At 47.5% G+C, this 18914-nt stretch carries 14 protein-coding genes and 2 pseudogenes; 3 read left to right on the forward strand and 13 right to left on the reverse strand.

Annotated elements, in window-relative coordinates:
• Window positions 1–10: 10 nt before the first annotated feature.
• Window positions 11–271, forward strand: a complete 261-nt coding sequence (locus NYE37_RS09270) for a hypothetical protein (RefSeq protein ID WP_037993889.1) — start codon at window positions 11–13, stop codon at window positions 269–271.
• Between the two features lie 67 nt (window positions 272–338).
• Here NYE37_RS09270 and NYE37_RS09275 read toward each other — a convergent pair whose 3' ends face one another.
• The 4 genes from NYE37_RS09275 to NYE37_RS09290 all read right to left on the reverse strand — a co-directional run bounded on the left by NYE37_RS09275 (window position 339) and on the right by NYE37_RS09290 (window position 3041).
• Window positions 339–1292 (reverse strand): patatin-like phospholipase family protein, encoded by a 954-nt coding sequence (locus tag NYE37_RS09275; RefSeq protein ID WP_037993891.1) that lies wholly within the window; start codon window positions 1290–1292, stop codon window positions 339–341.
• Between the two features lie 82 nt (window positions 1293–1374).
• Window positions 1375–1806, reverse strand: coding sequence for a transcriptional regulator MntR (gene mntR, locus NYE37_RS09280; RefSeq protein WP_037993892.1), 432 nt, complete (start codon window positions 1804–1806; stop codon window positions 1375–1377).
• 11 nt (window positions 1807–1817) lie between these two features.
• Complete coding sequence (locus NYE37_RS09285) at window positions 1818–2381, reverse strand: NADPH-dependent FMN reductase (protein WP_206759950.1); 564 nt, start codon at window positions 2379–2381, stop codon at window positions 1818–1820.
• 192 nt (window positions 2382–2573) lie between these two features.
• On the reverse strand, window positions 2574–3041 hold the full coding sequence (locus tag NYE37_RS09290; protein ID WP_049719929.1) for a hypothetical protein: 468 nt from the start codon (window positions 3039–3041) through the stop codon (window positions 2574–2576).
• Between the two features lie 185 nt (window positions 3042–3226).
• Between NYE37_RS09290 and hutH the strand changes: the two genes are divergently transcribed.
• Window positions 3227–4759 (forward strand): histidine ammonia-lyase, encoded by a 1533-nt coding sequence (gene hutH, locus NYE37_RS09295; RefSeq protein ID WP_037993899.1) that lies wholly within the window; start codon window positions 3227–3229, stop codon window positions 4757–4759.
• 50 nt (window positions 4760–4809) lie between these two features.
• On the opposite strand, the gene NYE37_RS09300 is transcribed toward hutH, so the two are convergent.
• The 3 genes and pseudogenes from NYE37_RS09300 to NYE37_RS14005 form a co-directional block, all read right to left on the reverse strand.
• The gene (locus NYE37_RS09300; RefSeq protein WP_037993900.1) at window positions 4810–5541 is read right to left on the reverse strand and encodes a metallophosphoesterase; all 732 of its coding nucleotides are present in this window, start codon (window positions 5539–5541) and stop codon (window positions 4810–4812) included.
• Between the two features lie 136 nt (window positions 5542–5677).
• Complete coding sequence (locus NYE37_RS14000; RefSeq protein WP_386090490.1) at window positions 5678–6709, reverse strand: TSCPD domain-containing protein; 1032 nt, start codon at window positions 6707–6709, stop codon at window positions 5678–5680.
• Between the two features lie 231 nt (window positions 6710–6940).
• Window positions 6941–8968: pseudogene (locus NYE37_RS14005) on the reverse strand (vitamin B12-dependent ribonucleotide reductase); the annotation flags it as partial.
• A gap of 159 nt (window positions 8969–9127) precedes the next feature.
• Here NYE37_RS14005 and dat point away from each other — a divergent pair.
• The gene (gene dat / locus NYE37_RS09310; protein ID WP_049719927.1) at window positions 9128–9973 is read left to right on the forward strand and encodes a D-amino-acid transaminase; all 846 of its coding nucleotides are present in this window, start codon (window positions 9128–9130) and stop codon (window positions 9971–9973) included.
• 133 nt (window positions 9974–10106) lie between these two features.
• Here dat and NYE37_RS09315 read toward each other — a convergent pair whose 3' ends face one another.
• From NYE37_RS09315 to NYE37_RS09340, 6 genes and pseudogenes are all read right to left on the reverse strand, one after another.
• Window positions 10107–11915, reverse strand: a complete 1809-nt coding sequence (locus tag NYE37_RS09315) for a hypothetical protein (RefSeq protein ID WP_156097709.1) — start codon at window positions 11913–11915, stop codon at window positions 10107–10109.
• A gap of 311 nt (window positions 11916–12226) precedes the next feature.
• On the reverse strand, window positions 12227–13042 hold the full coding sequence (locus NYE37_RS09320) for a lipoate--protein ligase family protein (protein ID WP_138615030.1): 816 nt from the start codon (window positions 13040–13042) through the stop codon (window positions 12227–12229).
• Window positions 13043–13092: 50 nt separating this feature from the next.
• The gene (locus tag NYE37_RS09325; protein ID WP_198050602.1) at window positions 13093–14070 is read right to left on the reverse strand and encodes an NAD-dependent epimerase/dehydratase family protein; all 978 of its coding nucleotides are present in this window, start codon (window positions 14068–14070) and stop codon (window positions 13093–13095) included.
• A 118-nt stretch (window positions 14071–14188) separates the two neighbouring features.
• Window positions 14189–16135 (reverse strand): glucose-specific PTS transporter subunit IIBC, encoded by a 1947-nt coding sequence (gene ptsG, locus NYE37_RS09330; RefSeq protein ID WP_198241365.1) that lies wholly within the window; start codon window positions 16133–16135, stop codon window positions 14189–14191.
• A 169-nt stretch (window positions 16136–16304) separates the two neighbouring features.
• Window positions 16305–17150, reverse strand: a complete 846-nt coding sequence (glcT, locus tag NYE37_RS09335) for a glucose PTS transporter transcription antiterminator GlcT (protein WP_131470941.1) — start codon at window positions 17148–17150, stop codon at window positions 16305–16307.
• 176 nt (window positions 17151–17326) lie between these two features.
• Window positions 17327–18801: pseudogene (locus tag NYE37_RS09340) on the reverse strand (MFS transporter).
• Between the last annotated feature and the right edge of the window lie 113 nt (window positions 18802–18914).

The raw sequence follows: 18914 nt of genomic DNA on the forward strand, positions 1-18914 counted from the left end.
AGGCTACAAAGTGCCAAGGCGAACGCAATTTCCATGGTATTATCTGATTTTGGGGCTTGCCGCCATCGGTTTGATCTCTAGACTTGTCCATTCTCCCACATCTTTTATCATCCCGGTGCTTGTCATCGGGTTGGTCTGGTATTTTTACAAGGCGCCTCCCCGCTGGTTCATCCGCCTCGTCAGCCCTTCCCGCCCCCGCGCCTCTAAAAAGCCGCCGAAAAAAAAGCGTAAAAAACACCGGTTTCAAGTCATCAACGGAAATAAAAAATAAGTCAGGCCCTCATCCGCCGGGGGCCTTGACTCCGGGGTGGATTTTAAAATATTCAGACTTGTTTTTGTCAGCTTCCCGCTTGATCCGTGCGTTTTTTCCGGAGACTGTTTCGCTTGCCCCTTGCTTTCAAATATTCGTCGAATGTCCAATGGTTGAAAAAGAGTTCGGCCGCTTTGACCCCAGACAAGAACAATTCCCTCTTTTTTTCTTTCGATAATGAAAAATCAGTCAATTTGACATCCAAGGAAGGAACCTGGATTGAACGCACTTGCTCCAATTCCTCAATATAACGGTTGTCATGGGCCTCCAACATGGTAAAAAACAGGGAAAGCAACATGGAAAACGGACCGGAAATCTTGTTAAACTCATGATCTTTTTCCGAAAACAACCGGAAACCGAAAGTGGGCCAACGGGGATTCTCCTTGTCAAACAGCCAGACCGGAAAGTTGCTCAACACGCCTCCGTCGACGATGTAGCAAGTCTCCCCTGTCGGTTTGTACGTTAATTTCACCGGATCAAAAAAGAACGGAATGCTGCAACTCATGCGAACCACTCTGGCCACCGAAAAATATTCCGCCTGATAGCCATAATCCTCCAAATCCCGTGGCAAGACCAACAGTTGTCCCCGCGTGATGTCTGAAGCAATGATGTGAAGCTCCGTTTCCCGGGATAAGTCTTTAAACGTATATACCCCTTTTTGCTCGAGGAGCCGGGCAATCCATTTCTCTAATTCATTCCCGGAAAACAATCCTTTTTTAAACCACAACCGGATGGCGGATCCCACATACGGCAAATATTCCGGCCATTTCGGGGTCAAAAAATCACTGAAATCTTTTTCCATCATGATTTCAGCCATTTCTTGGGCGGTGTAGCCGGAAGCAATCAACGTGGCGATGATCGAACCAGCCGAAGAACCGGCAACTTTTTTCCAGCGATAACCGTTGCTTTCAGCGACAGACAAAGCCCCCACCAGCCCGATTCCTTTGACACCGCCGCCTTCAAACACAGCATCAGCCCACATACGATCCCTCCTGAAAAAATTCTCCTTTTCCCATAAATATGTCTCTCAGTAGAAAAAAACCCTGGAAACATGTCCAAGGTTTTTAGGGTTTTGAATCCACTTGCTCTTCTTTTTTCAACGAATGGAGAAACTTGACCAATTCCGGATTCTTTTCCAGGTACTCCACAAGGTTTTCGATGCATGTGATCGAGTCCCAGCTCAAGTGATGTTCAATGCCCTCGACATCCTGATAAATTTTATCTTCACTGACTCCGATCAATCGCAAGAATTGTTCCAAGAGATCATGCCGGTCCATTAAGCGCTTTCCAATCTTTTTCCCTTTCGGCGTGAGAATCAAACCACGATATTTCTCATAAACCAAATATTTATTTTGGTCCAGTTTTTGCACCATCTTAGTTACAGAAGAAGGGTGAACCTCTAAAGCCTCGGCGATATCCGAAACCCGTGCATAACCTTTTTGTTCAATCAACTTATAAATGTTTTCCAAATAATCTTCCATGCTTGGTGTAGGCATGAAGAGGCCCCCTATCTATCCTTATTCATACACGCACAATGCCGCTCGATCGTTTTGACCAGCTCAACACCCAAACTCTTCAGACGCCTTTCCAGCTTTTCGTCTTTCAACGAGCCATCCGGATGAAATGCCTGGTAAGCCTGAGGAACAGACGGCATGGATGGCAACGGCCAGGCATGCAATGTCCGGCAGATGATGTTTAAGGTGTTTAAGGTATTGGTGGCTCCCAAGGCTCCTCCCGAAGTTCCCAACAGTGCAACAAATTTTCCTTCCAATTCTCTCGCTCCGATAAAATCCAGTGCATTTTTCAACACACCCGAGACCGAACCGTGATATTCAGGGGAAGCCAGGATATATCCTTCAGCTTCCAACATCTTTTGTTTAAACCGGTGAACATTTTCCGGATACGTCGATTCATCGGAGCGGGCATCATAAATGGGAAGCGGATACTTTCGCAAATCAAAGATTTCCACTTCGGCTCCGGTTTGCCTTGCAGCTTCAGCCACAATCGCCACTGCTTTGTGGGTGGTCGAATCTTCCGTCAAGCTGCCGGGAACAGCCAAGATTTTCACCATATCAGCACCCCCGTCATTTCTATGTATCCTCTTGCCATTGATGTCCCTTGAAAAAGACCTGTATTGTTTCATTTTAGCACGTTTCAGTATACCTAATTCATCCGATCTTTTCTACAAAAACAAAAAGCTATCTCTTAAAGAGTAGCTTTTTCTGAAAAGCGAAAACATTATACCTGTCATGGAACCTTTCCGTCAAATGTCATGCGAAGCCAAACGGATATAATCCACAAACAACAAGCCTTTTCTGAGCAAGAACACCACCGAAACATACCGGGCGTTTAAAGGAGGAGACGGGACAATGGTAAAATACGAATACCATTTGTTTCCCAAGTAAGGAGGACGAATGAGAAGCGGAGTGGATCGGATTATCTGCCGCTTTTCGTCTAAATAAGCAACCGCGGCATACAACTCTGCTTTGCTTTGCGGAGGGGTCACGTTCAGCAGGCGAAAGTACAGATAATAAGCACAACCTCTTTCGAAAGGACCGCGAATGGTCTGTTTCAAGATGGAATCGCCCCCTGCCCTCGTTGCCCCCATCCACATGGAATAATCCCCGGCGCGAAGAGGGTTTTTCATCCGGCGTATCCGTTTTCCCGTCCATGGAGCACTTCCTTTTTGAAAGCCTCCGTTGATTAAAATATTCCGTCCGGAACATGCCATCTTTGCCAGCCTCTTTTCTGTTTCAGATCAATTCATTGTATTCTCCTTTCTCCAAGATGGTGCAGGCTCATTCTTTTCTTTATAGAAATATAATAAAAATACTTCAAATGAAAGGAGGGTTGGGATTCTCCCCAACCCTCCTTTCTCTTGATCACTATAATACAATGAAAGGAGAAAGCGATAAAATGACAGCGAGCCAAACAGTAAAAATTAAAGGGGATGGATTGAATTTTTCTCAATTTTCAGCTGTTGTTTTTAAAAAAACCCCGGTTACATTGGACAATGAAGCCATCAAACGGATGCAAGCTTCCCGGGATTTTGTCAAGCGGTTGATTCAAAAAAGAGAAGCGGTTTACGGGATCACCACCGGATTTGGCCGGTTATGCAGCCGTTTCATCGATCCCGGCCAGGCTTCCCGGCTTCAACACCATTTAATCCAAAGCCATGCCTGCGGGACGGGTGAACCGCTTTCGGAGCCGGTGGTTCGCGGAATGATGCTACTTCGGATCAACGCTTTGGCCAAAGGTTATTCCGGAATCCGCCCTTCCACGGTGCAAGCTCTGGTGACGTTGTTGAACCGGGAAGTGTATCCGGTCATCCCTTCGCAAGGGTCGCTCGGTGCCAGCGGAGATCTGGTCCCTCTCGCCCACATGTGCCTTCCGCTTTTGGGAAAGGGGGAAGTCATGTATCAGGGAAAACGAAGGCCCGCGTCGGATGTATTGAAAGAAATCGGCCTGTCGCCGCTCAAACTGGAAGCCAAGGAGGGGCTGGCCTTCATCAATGGAACGCAAATGATGTGCAGCCTCGGAGCCTTGGCCGTAATGGAAGCCAAAAAACTTTTGCTGGCTGCAGACATTATTTCTTGCATGACTTTGGAAGCATTGGAAGGCATCCCGCATGCCTTTCATCCCCGCTTGCAACAAGTGCGCGGGCAATCCGGCCAAATGGTCACCGCGGATAACTTGCGCAAACTGCTTCAAGACAGCGAATGCATCAGCAAGCCCGGGAAAAAACGGGTTCAGGATGCCTACAGTCTTCGTTGCATCCCGCAAGTGCACGGCGCTTCCAAAGACGCCTTCCATTATGTCGAAAAGATTGTGCTCCGGGAAATGAATGCCGCAACCGACAATCCGCTTCTTTTCGCTGATGAAGAAGAAGTCGTCTCCGGAGGGAATTTTCACGGGCAGCCCCTTGCTTTGGCTTTGGATTTCTTAACCATGGCAATGGCCGAGATCGCCAACATCTCCGAACGCCGCACGGAAAGGCTCGTCAATCCGCAACTCAGCGGTCTCCCTGCGTTTTTGGTCCCGAACGGGGGCTTAAACTCCGGTTACATGATTTTTCAATATGTCGCCGCTTCCCTGGTTTCGGAAAACAAAACCTTGGCGCATCCGGCCTCCGTCGATTCCATCCCCTCCTCCGGCAATCAGGAGGACCACGTCAGCATGGGATCGATCAGTGCCCGAAAATGCCGGCATGTGATCGAAAACACCCGCAAAGTGCTGGCCATCGAATATCTGTGTGCCGCCCAAGCCTTGGAATTTCAGTCGAAAAAACCGGGCAGAAGCACTCAGCTGGCTTACGATCTGCTGCGCCAATCGATCCCTCCCTTGGAAAAAGACCGGGAAGGTTACCGGGAAATTGAATGGGCCGACCGCCTCATCCAAAGCGGACAACTGACCGATTTGATCCAAAGCCGGATCAGGCTGGAAGTTTGATCTGCAAATAAAAAAGCAACGGACTTTCCTGTTCCGTTGCTTTTGCGTCATCAATCCCAAATCTTCACCGGGCAAAACCCGACGGCATCGCATGAAACCAAGCGCAATTCGATTCCGTCGACATTTCCTTCCATCGCGTCTTCTTGCGCCCTGCCGTGCAAATGACCATAAACGCACAGTTTCACGCCATATTTCTTCATGAGATCCATAAATCCCGATTCGCTGGCCATCGGCGTGACCGGAGGATAATGAAGCATCACGATTTTTTCTTTATCCGGATGTTCACGCTCCGCCATGCCCAAAGCGATCTCCAGCCTTCCCACTTGGCGCTCATAAATTTTCCGGTCTTCTTCTTCGTTGTAAAACTTATCTCCCGGCAGCGTCCAGCCTCTCGTGCCGGCAACCACTTTTCCTTCCACCAGCGTATAATCGGCATCAATCCACTCCATGCCTTCCGGGAGCATCTGGCGGACTTTCTTTTTGCTCTGGGCGTAATAACAATGATTTCCCGGCGACAGCACTTTTTTGCCGGGAAGCTGATGGATCCAGCCAAAATCGTAACGGGCCACTTCCAGTTTCATCGCCCAGCTGATATCCCCGGGAATCAAAACGGTATCTTCCGGATTGACAGTATTTAACCAATGATCGCGAATTTGATGATAGTGCCGATCCCATCCAAACACATCCATCGGTTTATCGATGTCTTTTTCCGGATCAATGTCATACAAACTGACTTCCCTGTTAAAAGATAAATGCAAATCACTTAATGCGTAAATGGCCAATCATCTTCACACCTTTTTCTTCTTGTAACGGTTTGTCGGTTATGATTGTATAATACAAAAACCCGGTCACTTGAGCAATTTTTCACAACAAACGGAAGAAAAACACCTCCCGCATCGGGAGGTGTTTTTTTGGTGATCAGGAGCAACCGGTGGTGGCACCGCAATCCAGGCAAACATAACAGGATCCGTTCCGTTTGGTCATTCCGCCACATTCAATGCACAAGGGGGCTCCACTGCTGGCACGGATGGCATCGAGATTGCTGTTTTCCACGGACGCGGCCGACAGTTGGGATGATTCTTTCCGTTCCTCATCTGCCTTCGCTTCCTTCACTTCCTTCGCTTCCGCTTCCGCTGCATCAGCGGCCGTTTCTTTCTTCTCCTTGTTCAGGTAACAGCGCAATTCTTCTTTCTTCGGCGGGACTTGAACAAAATCCGTTTTTCCCAGATATTCCATGCCCAATAAACGGAAGACGTAATCAATCACCGAAGTGGCCATTTTGATATTGGGATGGTCCACCATTCCGGCCGGTTCAAACCGGGTAAACGTCAACGAATTGACATATTTTTCAAGCGGCACCCCGTATTGCAAGCCGAGAGAAACGGCAACGGCAAATGCATCCAGCATGCCCCGCATCGTGCTTCCCGCTTTGTGCATATCAATAAAGATTTCTCCCAGCGAGCCGTCTTCATATTCCCCGGTGCGCACATAGATCTTCTGCCCGTTGATTCTTGCCTCTTGAGTGAATCCGTCCCGTTTCCGCGGCAACTGGCGACGGACACCGGACACACGGTCTTGGGAAACCGCTTGTCTTGACTCATGGCCGGCAGACAGCGCCTCTTCTTCCGCGGCTTCCTCATCGTTTTGATCGTCCCCTTTGGTATTGAGCGGCTGGGAGCTTTTGGATCCGTCCCGGTACAAGGCCACGGCCTTCAAGCCCAGTTTCCATCCTTCTTCATAAGCATGGAGGATGTCCTCAACGGTGGCACTGTTCGGCATGTTAATGGTTTTTGAAATGGCTCCGCTCAAGAAAGGCTGTGCCGCGGCCATCATCCGCAGATGTCCCATGTAGTGGATAAAGCGGGTGCCATGTTTTCCGCATGGGTTGGCCGTGTCAAAAACCGGGTAATGCTCTTCACGCAGATGTGGCGCTCCTTCAATCGTCATCATGCCGCAAATCACATCATTGGCTTCATCGATCTGTTTCTTGGTGAAGCCCAACGACCTTAAAACGTCAAAATCCGGTTTTTCATACTGCTCGGGTGAAAAGCCCAAACGTTTTAAGCAATCATCCGTCAATGTATAACGGTTGAAAGCAAATGAAAGCTCAAACACCGTCGGCAGGATTTCTTCCACCCGGTTCAGATCTTCATCGGTAAACCCTTTTTGTTTCAAAGTTTCACGGTTGATGTGAGGCGCATTGTCAAGCGATAACGTGCCCGTTACATAAGTGAGAATGTCGTCGATTTGTTCTTTGCTGTAACCCAGCTTTTTCAAGGCCGGGCGGATGGAATGGTTGGCAATTTTAAAGTATCCGCCGCCGGCCAGCTTTTTAAATTTCACCAACGCAAAATCCGGTTCAATTCCCGTTGTGTCGCAATCCATCAACAGACCGATGGTTCCGGTCGGAGCCAAGAGGGTTGTTTGCGCATTGCGATAACCGTATTTTTCTCCCATGGCAAGGGCTTCGTCCCAAGCAACCCGGGCCGCTTTCAACAGATATTCCGGGCAAACTTTTTCATCAATGCCCATCGGCTTGACTTCCAGGTTTTCATATTCCTCTTCCGGTGCATTGTATGCCGCACGGCGATGGTTGCGAATCACCCTGAGCATATGCTCCCGGTTTTGCGGGAATGCTTTGAATGTCCCCAACTCTTTGGCCATTTCCGCCGATGTGGAATAAGCCACCCCGGTCATGATGGCAGTGATTGCTCCCGTAATCGCCAAGGCTTCTTTGGAATCATAGGGAATGCCGGAAATCATCAGCAACGTTCCGATGTTGGCATATCCAAGCCCCAAGGTGCGATACAAATAAGAAAGCTTGGCGATTTCTTTGGACGGATATTGTGCCATCAACACAGAGATTTCCAGAACAATGGTCCACAAACGGCAAGCATGACGGAAAGCGGGAATATCGAACTTGCCGGTTTCGGCATCAAAAAATTTCACCAGGTTCAATGAAGCCAGGTTACAAGCGGTATTATCCAAAAACATGTATTCGGAACAAGGATTGGAAGCATTAATCCGGTTGTGCCTTGCCCCGAGTTTTCCGTCCATTCCGGCGGGAGTGGTATGCCACTCATTGATGGTGGTGTCATATTGGATTCCCGGATCCGCACATTCCCAAGCGGCTTTTCCGATTTGTTCCCACAAGGAACGGGCCGGGATTTTTTTGCACACTTCACCGGTCGTCCGGTACGTCAGCTCCCAGTCTTCATTGTTTTTCAGTTTCATGAAGAACGAATGGGGAACCCGGACCGAGTTGTTGGAATTTTGCCCGGAAATGGTTTCATAAGCTTCTCCGTTGAATGAGGAATCATATCCGGCTTGAATCAATGCTCTGGCTTTTTTCTCCTCGACCAATTTCCAATTGATAAACTCTTCAATATCCGGGTGATCAATATCCAGGCACACCATTTTCGCCGCCCGCCGGGTAGTGCCTCCCGATTTGATCGCCCCGGCTGCGCGGTCCCCGATTTTAAGGAAAGAAAGCAGTCCGGATGAAGTGCCTCCGCCTGACAAGGTTTCCCCTTTCCCGCGGATATTGGAGAAGTTGCTCCCCGTACCGCTTCCATATTTAAACAACCGTGCTTCCCGCACCCACAAATCCATGATTCCATTTTCATTGACCAGATCGTCTTCCACCGAAAGAATAAAGCAGGCATGCGGTTGTGGACGTTCATATGCACTTTTCGATTTCTTCAATTCTTCCGTTTTGGGATCCACATAATAATGGCCTTGCGGTTTTCCGGTAATGCCATAAGCATAACTTAAACCCGTGTTAAACCATTGGGGGGAGTTTGGCGCGGCCATTTGGTGCAACAGCATGTACACCAATTCATCATAAAAGGCCTGGGCATCTTCCTTCGTATCGAAGTATCCGTGATCTTCCCCCCATTTCCGCCAGCATCCGGCCAAACGGTGCACAACTTGTTTGACGCTTCTTTCCGGTCCGAGAACTTTGTTTCCATTTTCATCGAGGATTTCATTTCCCTCTTCATCCGTTTGGGGAACTCCCGCTTTGCGGAAGTATTTGGAAACCAAAATATCGGTGGCAACCTGCGACCAATCCTTCGGAACTTCGGCACCCTTCATCTCATAAACAACCGTTCCGTCCGGATTGGTGATGCGGCTGTCCCGTTTTGTATATTCAATCGTGTCATATGGGTTTTGGCCTTTTTTGGTGAAGTACCTTGTGATCTTCATTGTTTCCCTCTCTTCTTTCTACTATATGTAGTATCAAAAACAGTATAATACTACTATATATTGAAAATCAAAAGACATCAAATAAAAAAATAGTGAAATATCTTGTTCTTTTTTTTTCTGTCTTGCAAACTATACATATAACACGCGAAAGGATGAAACCTCATGATGATCTTGTACAATGATCAATTCAAAAAACGCGAAGATGTCCGTATTGACATTGAGGACCGTGCCTATCAATTCGGCGATGGAATTTATGAAGTGATCCGGGTGTATGATGGAAAACCTTTTTATTTGAACGAACATTTAGAAAGACTGGAAAAAAGTGCCAAAAAAATAAGATTAAATCTCCCTTATTCCCTGGATGAGCTGGAGGATCGGTTAAATCAATTAATCAAACAAAACGATTTTACACAAGGAAATCTTTATTTACAAGTAAGCCGGGGAACCGCTCCGAGAAACCACGCTTTCCCGAAAAACAGCGCCCCTCTTCTCATCGCATACACCCAACCGGCCGAACGCCCCGTCAAAGAACAAACGGAAGGAATCCGTGCCATCACGGCGGAAGACATCCGCTGGCTTTGGTGTGACGTCAAAAGCTTAAACCTGCTCGGAGCCGTATTGGCCAAGCAAGAAGCTTATGACAAGCACTGCAAGGAAGCCATCTTTATCCGGGACGGCATCGTCACGGAAGGAAGCTCCACCAATCTCTTTATGGTAAAAGACGGCATGCTCCTCACACATCCGGCCGACCATTTCATTTTACACGGAATCACCCGAAAGATCACTTTACAATTAGCGGATCAATTGCAAATTCCTGTCAGCGAAAAGAAATTTGGCAAAGAATCCCTTTTTGATGCCGATGAAATCTTTATCACCAGTACCACCATGGAAATCTGCCCGGTGGTGGAAGTGGACGGAAAAACCATCGGCGACGGGCGCCCCGGTCCGCTTACCCGACAATTGCAAGAAGCTTTTAAGCGGCTGATCCCGTCAAAAACCGAAGCTTGAATGCCCGCTTTCCCTGCCCGGTTTCTCATGAGGCTCCGCAAATGACAAAAAAGATGAAAAATCACACTTTCTCCAGAAACAGCCAAGGAAGACCGGATTTTATGGGTCTTCCTTGGCTGTTTCTGGATCATTTTTATTTTTTCGCCTCAATGATTTTAAACCCGGTATTCCGGAGCGTGACATCTTTGATCAATACAGGATTTTCCGCCGTATGGTTGAGCTCGGTGACATTCGAACCATGAGTCAACTGGATGTTCAAAATATTCAGCGTCGTTGTGACGGCCACCTCAAGGGGAGTTTTGCCATCATAATTGTCCAACCGCTGTTCGGCCACTTTTTTCATATTCCCGTTAACATCAAAAAGCTCCACCTGATCTTTTTTATCCGACCACACCAACCGGAACCGCTCATCCCCCACAGACTGAATATCCATGGCAAACGAATCATTTGGCGGAGGCTGGATCAAAAAGCCGGAAGCTGCACCCGCATCCAACCGGACCTGGGATTTCGGGAACACATCCAGGTAATTGCGGTTTTGCTCATCCACCGACAAAATGGCCTGACCGAAATCAATGATCCAAGGCTGATGGTTCAACCAGTTACGCAATGCGGATGATTTATCGCTGATGCCATCCACTTTCGGCGCATTCAGCCGGGCCCCTTCATCGCCACGGAATTTGAGCTTCATTTCCCCACGCATCGGAGTGATTCCGACCGCGATCCATTTCTCTTTTTTCCCTTCTTCCTGAAGCGAGATATGTACAGGATTTCCGGAGAGATAATAGATCTCGAAATGATATTTCTTGTTGGGTGAAATACGATATTGATTGCCGGAATTTGCAATCGTCGTGACTTTATCTCCGCCAACCTGATGGAACAGACCGATTTCCCCTTTTTCATCAATATACAGACCGTAAATGGAAGACTTGTCTTCCGCTTCCAGATACCCCAGGAACGTGTTGGTTTCTTTCAGGATGAAATCCCCTTTTAAAACGGAGTTGCCCTGGATGCTTTCGGACATGGTATACTGATCCTTTTCTTTCGTGAACTGGATCACCTGATTTTCCCCTTTTGCCTGATTTGCTTTCTCCCCGCTTGTCGCAAACAAACCGGCCAAAGGATTGTCGGATGAATAGCTTTCCTTCGGCTGCCATTGGGCCACCGCCAAGGATACCAGAACCAAAGCCGCCGCAGCCACCGTCACGGTAGCATAAACTTTCTTCCGGTTATTCTTTTCTTTTCTTGCGCGGGACAATCCGGCCTCATCCGCATGATGCTGAAGATAATTCTCGATGCTTTCGGCAACTTCTTCAAAATTACGTTGCCGGTTCAAGGCAAACAAAGCTAATTTCGCAATTTTCTGCGGAATTTTCTTTTCGTTTAATATCTTTTCAGCGGACTTATGTCCCCCAATCGGTGACTGGCCGGTCAACAAATAGAATAACAATTCACGCCATTTCTCATCATATCTTGGCTTTTCCGGATCTTTCATGTAGTAGAACAATAACAGCGGTTTTTGCCCGTTGAGCAAAATGTTTTTCGGATCCAGCGTTGCGCTTAACGGAAGTGGCAAACGGGACAAATCAAGCAACGTTTTAAAGCACCGGTTCACCACACGAACGGCAACTTCCGGCTCCATCGCCCGCTCTTTATTCACGATCAAGGGCAAAGGATCCCCAGAAAACGGCGGATGAACCAAAATGATTTGGTCCTTTTCTTCCATGACATCCAGAATTGGTGCCAAGTTAGGATGCTGCAAACGGCGAAAGGATTCGCGATAACCGGACGGTAAAGGTCGACGGGTGATTTTGATGGATTGCAGGAATACCTGAGCACCATCTGGGGATTTTGCTTGTAGAAGTTGTCCGGAAAAGAAATTAATCACGTCTTCTACTTGAAATCTCTCGTAATAACGACGATTTAATCGACTTCCCTGTTTCAACAGCATTTTCCCCTAACTTATATAAGTTTTATTATGATCAAAAAATGAATTAGAGCAATTATAATCAGCAATCTATATGCTATCATAAGAACTCGAAAAATCAAGCAGGATGATATCGCCTGTCCCAATTAATCTCAAAGGAAAATTCAGAAAAAAACTTACGATTATGATGATACTCTGTCCAAAAAAATAAATCAATTCATATATCGAAATAAGAAGAAATAGCAACATAAATTTCATGAAAATTTCATATTCGCACAAAAAAGCTTTCCAACCGTTTCTGTTGGAAAGCCGAAAACGTACATCCTCTCTTATCTGCGGAGGTTCCAATCATCGGAATCATAGCGTTCCCGGATACGGGCTTGGACCCGTTCTTTTTCTTCCGGTGTCAATTCTCCCGGTTGCAATTCGACGCCGATTCCTTTTTGGAATCCTTCGTAAAAAGCCTGGATGACTTCATCCAAAGAAACCGGATAAGACAAAATCCGGTTGATGGCCACCGCTTTTTGCAAAAATTGCTCTTTCAGCCTTTGCCGGACCCGTTCGGAAGGAAATACCAACAAGGTAAACAACAGATCTTCATCGAAGTCCATCAAAATCGAACCATGCTGAAGAACCACTCCGTGTTGCCGGGTTTGTGCACTTCCCGCCACTTTTTTTCCGTCGATCACCAATTCATAATCCGAGGGGGAATCAAAACAAGCTGCCGACATGTGTTCTTTTTTGGTCTTTTGCGGATCGGACAGATAAGCATCCAATCCCAGCGCTTTAAATCCTTCCAACAGCCCCTGGCTGATGACCCGGTAGGACTCGCTGACGGTTTTGGGCATGATCGGATCCTCTTCCGGCACGATCACGCTGTAGGTCAACTCCTTGTCATGGAGAACTGCCCGTCCCCCGGTCATCCGCCGGACAAAGCCCAGATTTTTTTCCTTTATGTAAGACAGGTTGACTTCTTTTTTGGCTTTTTGGAAGTAGCCGATCGACAAGGTCGGAACCCGCCAACCGTAAAAACGCAAAGTCGGTGGAACCTTCTTCTCGGAGACAAGCTCCATGACCGCTTGATCAATCGCCATATTTTCCGCGGCGGAATACGCTTGATAAGGTAAAAATCGCCATGTTGTCATTTCCATCACACCTTTGTCATCAAATCCGTTTACTTTTCATGATACAACACTTATGCGAAATCTGCATGCGACCGGTGCCGCTTCTCCCATTCCAACACCTTTTGCAGCATTTCATCCAGCGGTGTCATGCGATAGCCCAGCTCTTGAACCGCTTTTTGGGAGGAATAATAAATGTTTCTCCCGGTCAGTTTGGCCAAATCCCAAGCAAAAGGCGGCTCCTTTCCAATCAGCCAGGAAAAACCTTCACCCAGCCACGAAATTCCCTTCACCAACGGGGCCGGAACCGTATAAATCGTCCGGTTGCTTCCTGCGAGGCCGGCGATCCTCTGAAAAAGCTCCCGCAGGGGAAGATTGGTTCCTCCCAAAAGATACCTCTCTCCCTTTTTGCCATGCAATGCTGCCAAAAGATGGCCTTTTGCCACATCATCCACATCACAAACATTCATGCCGCCTTCCGGTGCGACAAACAAACGCCCTTGCAACACGGAACGGACAAAATTCGAAGCATAATTCCTTCTGCCAAGGATAACCGTGGGATTGACAATTGTCGCACAGAGCCCTTTTTTGACATACTGAAGCACGACCTCTTCGCCTGCTCTTTTCGCCATGGAATACCCGACCTTCAGGCGGTCCCCGTTAAACAGGTAGGATTCATCGGCAATTTCATTGAAAGGCAGCCCCACCGCAGCCGCCGAACTGGTGTGGATAAACTTTTTCACACCGCTTTTCAGTGCTTCTTCCACAATATGTTGTGTCCCGTTGACATTAATCTTGAACATGTGCTTTTTCCCGGCTTTTCCCCACGCCACTTCCCCCGCAACATGAAAAACCCAATCCATCCCTTCACAACAACCGGCAATCGTATCCGGACGGGTCAAGTCCCCGGTGCGAAGCGAAATCTTTTCCGGGAGATCTCGCAAACGGGATGTTTCCCGATGCAGGACGGTTACATCATAACCTTGTTCACATAAATAATGCACTAGATTCCTCCCCACAAAACCGGTGCCGCCCGTGACCAACACTTTCATCCAAACCCCTCCCATTCAAGATATTCCAAGATCCATTATTTCATATTCGTCCCGTGCAAAAAACAAGCGACAATAAACAAAGCGCCGCATGCCTGTGCATGCAGCGCTTTGCCTTTCCTTAACCCTTGAAGGAGATGATCTCTTTGTCCCCCCGGTTTACATTTTCTTTTTCGATGTGAACGGTTTTTCCTTCTTCCAGGTTGGTAAATACGATTGGAGAAATAAGCGATGGCGCATTTTCCTTCACAAAATCGAGATCAAACTCCAGCAATTTTTGACCTGCTTTGACGGAATCGCCTTCCTGAACAAAGCTTTCAAACCCTTTTCCTTCCAACTTCACGGTGTCAATTCCGATATGAATCAGCACTTCACGGCCGTTCGGAGTCCGGATGCCGATGGCGTGCTTGGTCGGGAAAAGATTGATAATTTCACCGTCAACGGGGGAAACAACCACTCCTTCAGCCGGATCGACGGCAAATCCGTCTCCCATCATTTTTTGCGAGAACACTTCATCCGGAACTTTTTCTATCGGCAGAAGTTTCCCGGTCATGGGAGAAACCAACGTCTCCTCTTGGTCGTTCTGAACCGGTGCCGTTTCTTCTTTCTTGGTGTCTGTTTCTTTGTCTTTCTTCGCTTCTTGCGGTTTTTTCCCCATCATGATGCGCTTCATTTGTTCTTTGATGTTATCCGACTTCGGCCCGAAGATGATCTGGAAGTGGTTTCCCATCTCCAAAACACCGGAAGCTCCCAGTTTTTTGAGGCGATCTTTGTCCACCTGACCGGCATCATGGACCGAAATCCGGAGTCGGGTGATGCATGCATCCAGGTTAGCGATGTTTTCTTTTCCGCCCAACGCTTCCAAGACATTGGCTGCAAGTTCCCCGGTCGGTGCCGCATCCGTTGCATCCGCACTTTCCGTATCATCTTCCCGGCCCAGTGTTTTCAGATTCCAGAACTGGATGGCAAAGCGGAATCCAAAGTAATAGATCACCGCAAAGACCAGCCCGACCGGAATGATTAACCACGGTTTGGTATCCTGTTCCCAGAACATGATCAAATCGATCACACCGCCGGAGAAGGTCATTCCGGCTTTGACACCCAAAATATCCATCATCATGAAGGACAAACCTGCAAACACACAGTGGATGGCATAAAGAACCGGAGCCACAAACAAGAACGAAAACTCAATCGGTTCGGTAATCCCGGTCAAAAATGAAGTCAAACCGGCCGATAACATGATCCCGCCGACCAATTTTTTCTTTTCTTTGCGGGCCGTGTGGTAAATTGCCAACGCAGCTGCCGGCAAACCGAAAATCATGAACGGGAATTTCCCGGACATGAACGTTCCGGCCGTCGGGTCTCCGGCCATGAAACGGTTCAAATCCCCTTTGATCACTTCGCCGGAATCGGTGACAAATTGTCCAAACTCAAACCAGAACGGCGAATAGAAAATATGGTGCAGTCCAAACGGAATGAGAGAACGCTCGATCAAACCGAAGATGAAAGCCGCAACCGCCGTATTTTGGGTTGTCACGATTCTGGACAGGTTGTCAATTTGCTCCTGAATCGGCGGCCATACAAAGAAGAAGATCAGTCCAAGCAAAAACGCCGAAACAGCCGTTACAATCGGAACAAAACGTTTTCCTCCGAAAAAGCCGAGGAACGAAGGCAGTTCGATATCGTGAAAACGGTTATACAAATAGGCGGCAACCGCCCCGATGATAATTCCTCCGAACACACCCATCTGCAAAGTGGGGATCCCCAGCACACTGACAGTTTCCACTTGATTTAACTTTGCCATTTCCCCCAGAGTGGTGTTCATCACCAAATACCCGACGACGGCAGCCAACCCGGCTGTCCCTTCCCCGCCGGACAAACCGATCGCCACACCGATGGCAAAAATCAATGCAAGGTTTTGAAAAATGATGTCTCCTGCACTTTCCAAAATGCTGATGTCCAGCTTATTCCCAAATGCCAAAAGCAATCCGGCAGCCGGCAAAATCGCAACGGGCAGCATCAATGCTTTTCCGATTCGTTGCAGGACGCCAAACAAATTTTTAAACATGCAAATTACCTCCTCTGATTCTCCTATTTTGCCCTTTCCACGCAAAAAGGCATGAGCAAAAAAAGCAGACGGAAAGCGCTTGCACAAGGTGCAAACCGCCCTCTCGGCTTTTTCCACTCATGCCTGATCGAATCAGTAACACGTGGTAAAAGAACAAAAACAGGAAGATTTACTTTTTATCAGACCAAAGTTGTTGCAGATGCAAGGTCAAATAACTGATCTCTGCAGGATAGACCGGTTTATTCAGTTCCTTTTCCATCACTTTGGCTAGTTTCCAAGCCATAGTGTAACACAAAGGATACTGAGTTCGCAACATTTCATTCATCCCTTCGGGTTCGGAAATGCTTTCCCCTTTTTCCGTCCGTTCAATGGCATAACGCAAGTGTGTGACCAAGCGCATATAGGATAAACTTTGCTTGTCCAGTTTTTGACCCAGCGTATTTTCGACAAATCGAATCAATTTTAAGATTAATTTGGAATATTTCTGAAGTTCCGCCAAATGCCGCCTCGTCAAAGCGCTGTGAATGTGAAGGGCAATGAAACCGATTTCTTCTTCCGGCAGATGCACATCCAGCCGCCGGTTGATCCACCGGACAATCTCTTCGGCAACCTGATATTCTTTTTGATATAACGTTCGCGTTTCGATCAGAAAAGGGTTGTGAAAAGAAAGCCCCTGCTCGGTTCTCTTGATCGCAAAAGCAATGTGGTCCATTAAAGCGACATGAATATGCTCATTCAAAGGGGATTGAAACCGGTCCTGAATATGCTGAACCACTTCATTCATCACTTCCACCAACCGATCATCCACTTGGTTCAGCAATTGCTTGTATTGTTCTTGTTCCTTCGGATCATATAAGACAAAACATTTCTCCACTGTTTTTTCATCGATCACGGCGCCGGCTCTTTTATGGAATCCCAAGCCTTTCCCGATTAAAACTGTTTCTCCAAAGACCGGGTGAACGGCAATGACCACATTGTTATTCAATATTTTTTTTATACGAAACAATCCGCTCACTCTTTCCATCCTCACTTTACTCGTTGCCTATGTGCTTTGAGTATACGTGAACATGATTTTCTTTTCAATAACAGTGTAACCATACTCGATAATAAAAAAAGTTCCTTTCAAGGAAACCACCCTGAAAGGAACTTTTTCCAAACGGGAAAATGAACAAGATGAATTCAAGGAAAACGTTATGGTTGTTCGGTCAGTTCTTCTTTCTTTTCATGGATTTGACGGGCTTCTTCCTGCCACCATAATGCTTCTTCAGGATTTTCCAGAATTTCCTTGATTTCATGATGTTCTTCCACAACCGGCAACGATCCCCGGAGCGCTTTTCCGGATGTTTCCTTCACAAACCAAGTGACCACCAGAATTCCCACCACCGAGGCGAAAATAAGGTAATACGCCGGAACCATCCGGTTATTGGTCTGACTGATGAGCCAGGAAACAACAAGCGGTGTCGTCCCTCCGAACAAGGAGGTCGAAATGTTATAAGTGATGGCCAATGCCCCGTTGCGTACATTGGTAAAAAACAAAGAAGGCAAGACCGACGGCATGGTTCCCTGAAATGTGTAAGAAAAGACCGCCAACAGCATCAATCCTGCAAATACAAGGATGGCATTGCCGCTTCTAACAAAAATGCCGGAACGGACAAGAGAATCAACCCGACCAGACCGCCTTGTACGATTTTTTTGGCTCCGATCCGGTCACTGGCATATCCCATCAACAATACAATCGGAATCATGATCAGCATCACAACCACAATCAACAGCAGCCCTTCGGCTTCCCCGTATCCAAGCACGGCGGTCAAATGCGACGGCATGTAGGATAAAACCGTATAATTGATGACATTATAGGAGAACACCACAAACAACCCAATGAGAATCGGGCGCCAATGAAGCCGGAGAATCTCTTTGACAGATGCATGTTCATCATTTTCTTCCTCCGGTTTGTCACTTTCCATCGCCTCGTAAACCGGCGCTTCATCCAACTTGTTCCGAAGATAAAATCCAATCAGTCCGATCGGCGCGGCAACAAAAAACGGAATTCTCCATCCCCACGCCAACATGGTCTCTTCCCCCAAAAGATAAGTCAGCGCCGTGACCAATCCGGCCCCGGCAATATATCCGACGAGGGTTCCCACTTCCAAACCGCTGGACATAAACCCTCTTTTTTTATCCGGCGTGGACTCGGCGATATACGTCATGGCACTGGCATATTCTCCGCCGGTGGAAAAACCTTGGGCCAAACGCGCCAACAGCAACAAAATCGTTGCGGTGGATCCGATGGATGCATAGCCAGGAATCAAACCGATGCTCAATGTCGAAACAGCCATGATAATCTAAGTGGCCGACAAAATATTTTTTCTTCCGAACCGGTCTCCCAGTATCCCGAAAAAGATCCCGCCGACGGGCCGCACGAGAAAAGCGATGGCAAATGTGGCAAACGAATAGACCAATTGCATGACCCCGCTTGCCTCCGGAAAGAATACTTGTCCGATGGTGGCTGCCAGGTAGGAATAAATCCCGAAGTCAAACCATTCCATCGCATTCCCGGCGGAAGTGGCCATGACCGCACGCTTGGATTCCTTGGCATCCACCACGGTAATGTCGTCTTTTTTCAGCTTCATCTTTAACTTTTTTCTCAATCGGTTTCTTTGCTCCATTTTTTCTTCCAACCGGCAATTCCTCCTTTTGGCAGTCAGTTAATCTTAATGTATCCGCATTTCAAAAGAATTAACCGGCAAACCCCGGTCAAAAAAAACAGTCCTTTCCGATT

The organism is Thermoactinomyces sp. FSL K6-2592 (assembly GCF_038006465.1).
Lineage (GTDB): Bacteria > Bacillota > Bacilli > Thermoactinomycetales > Thermoactinomycetaceae > Thermoactinomyces > Thermoactinomyces vulgaris.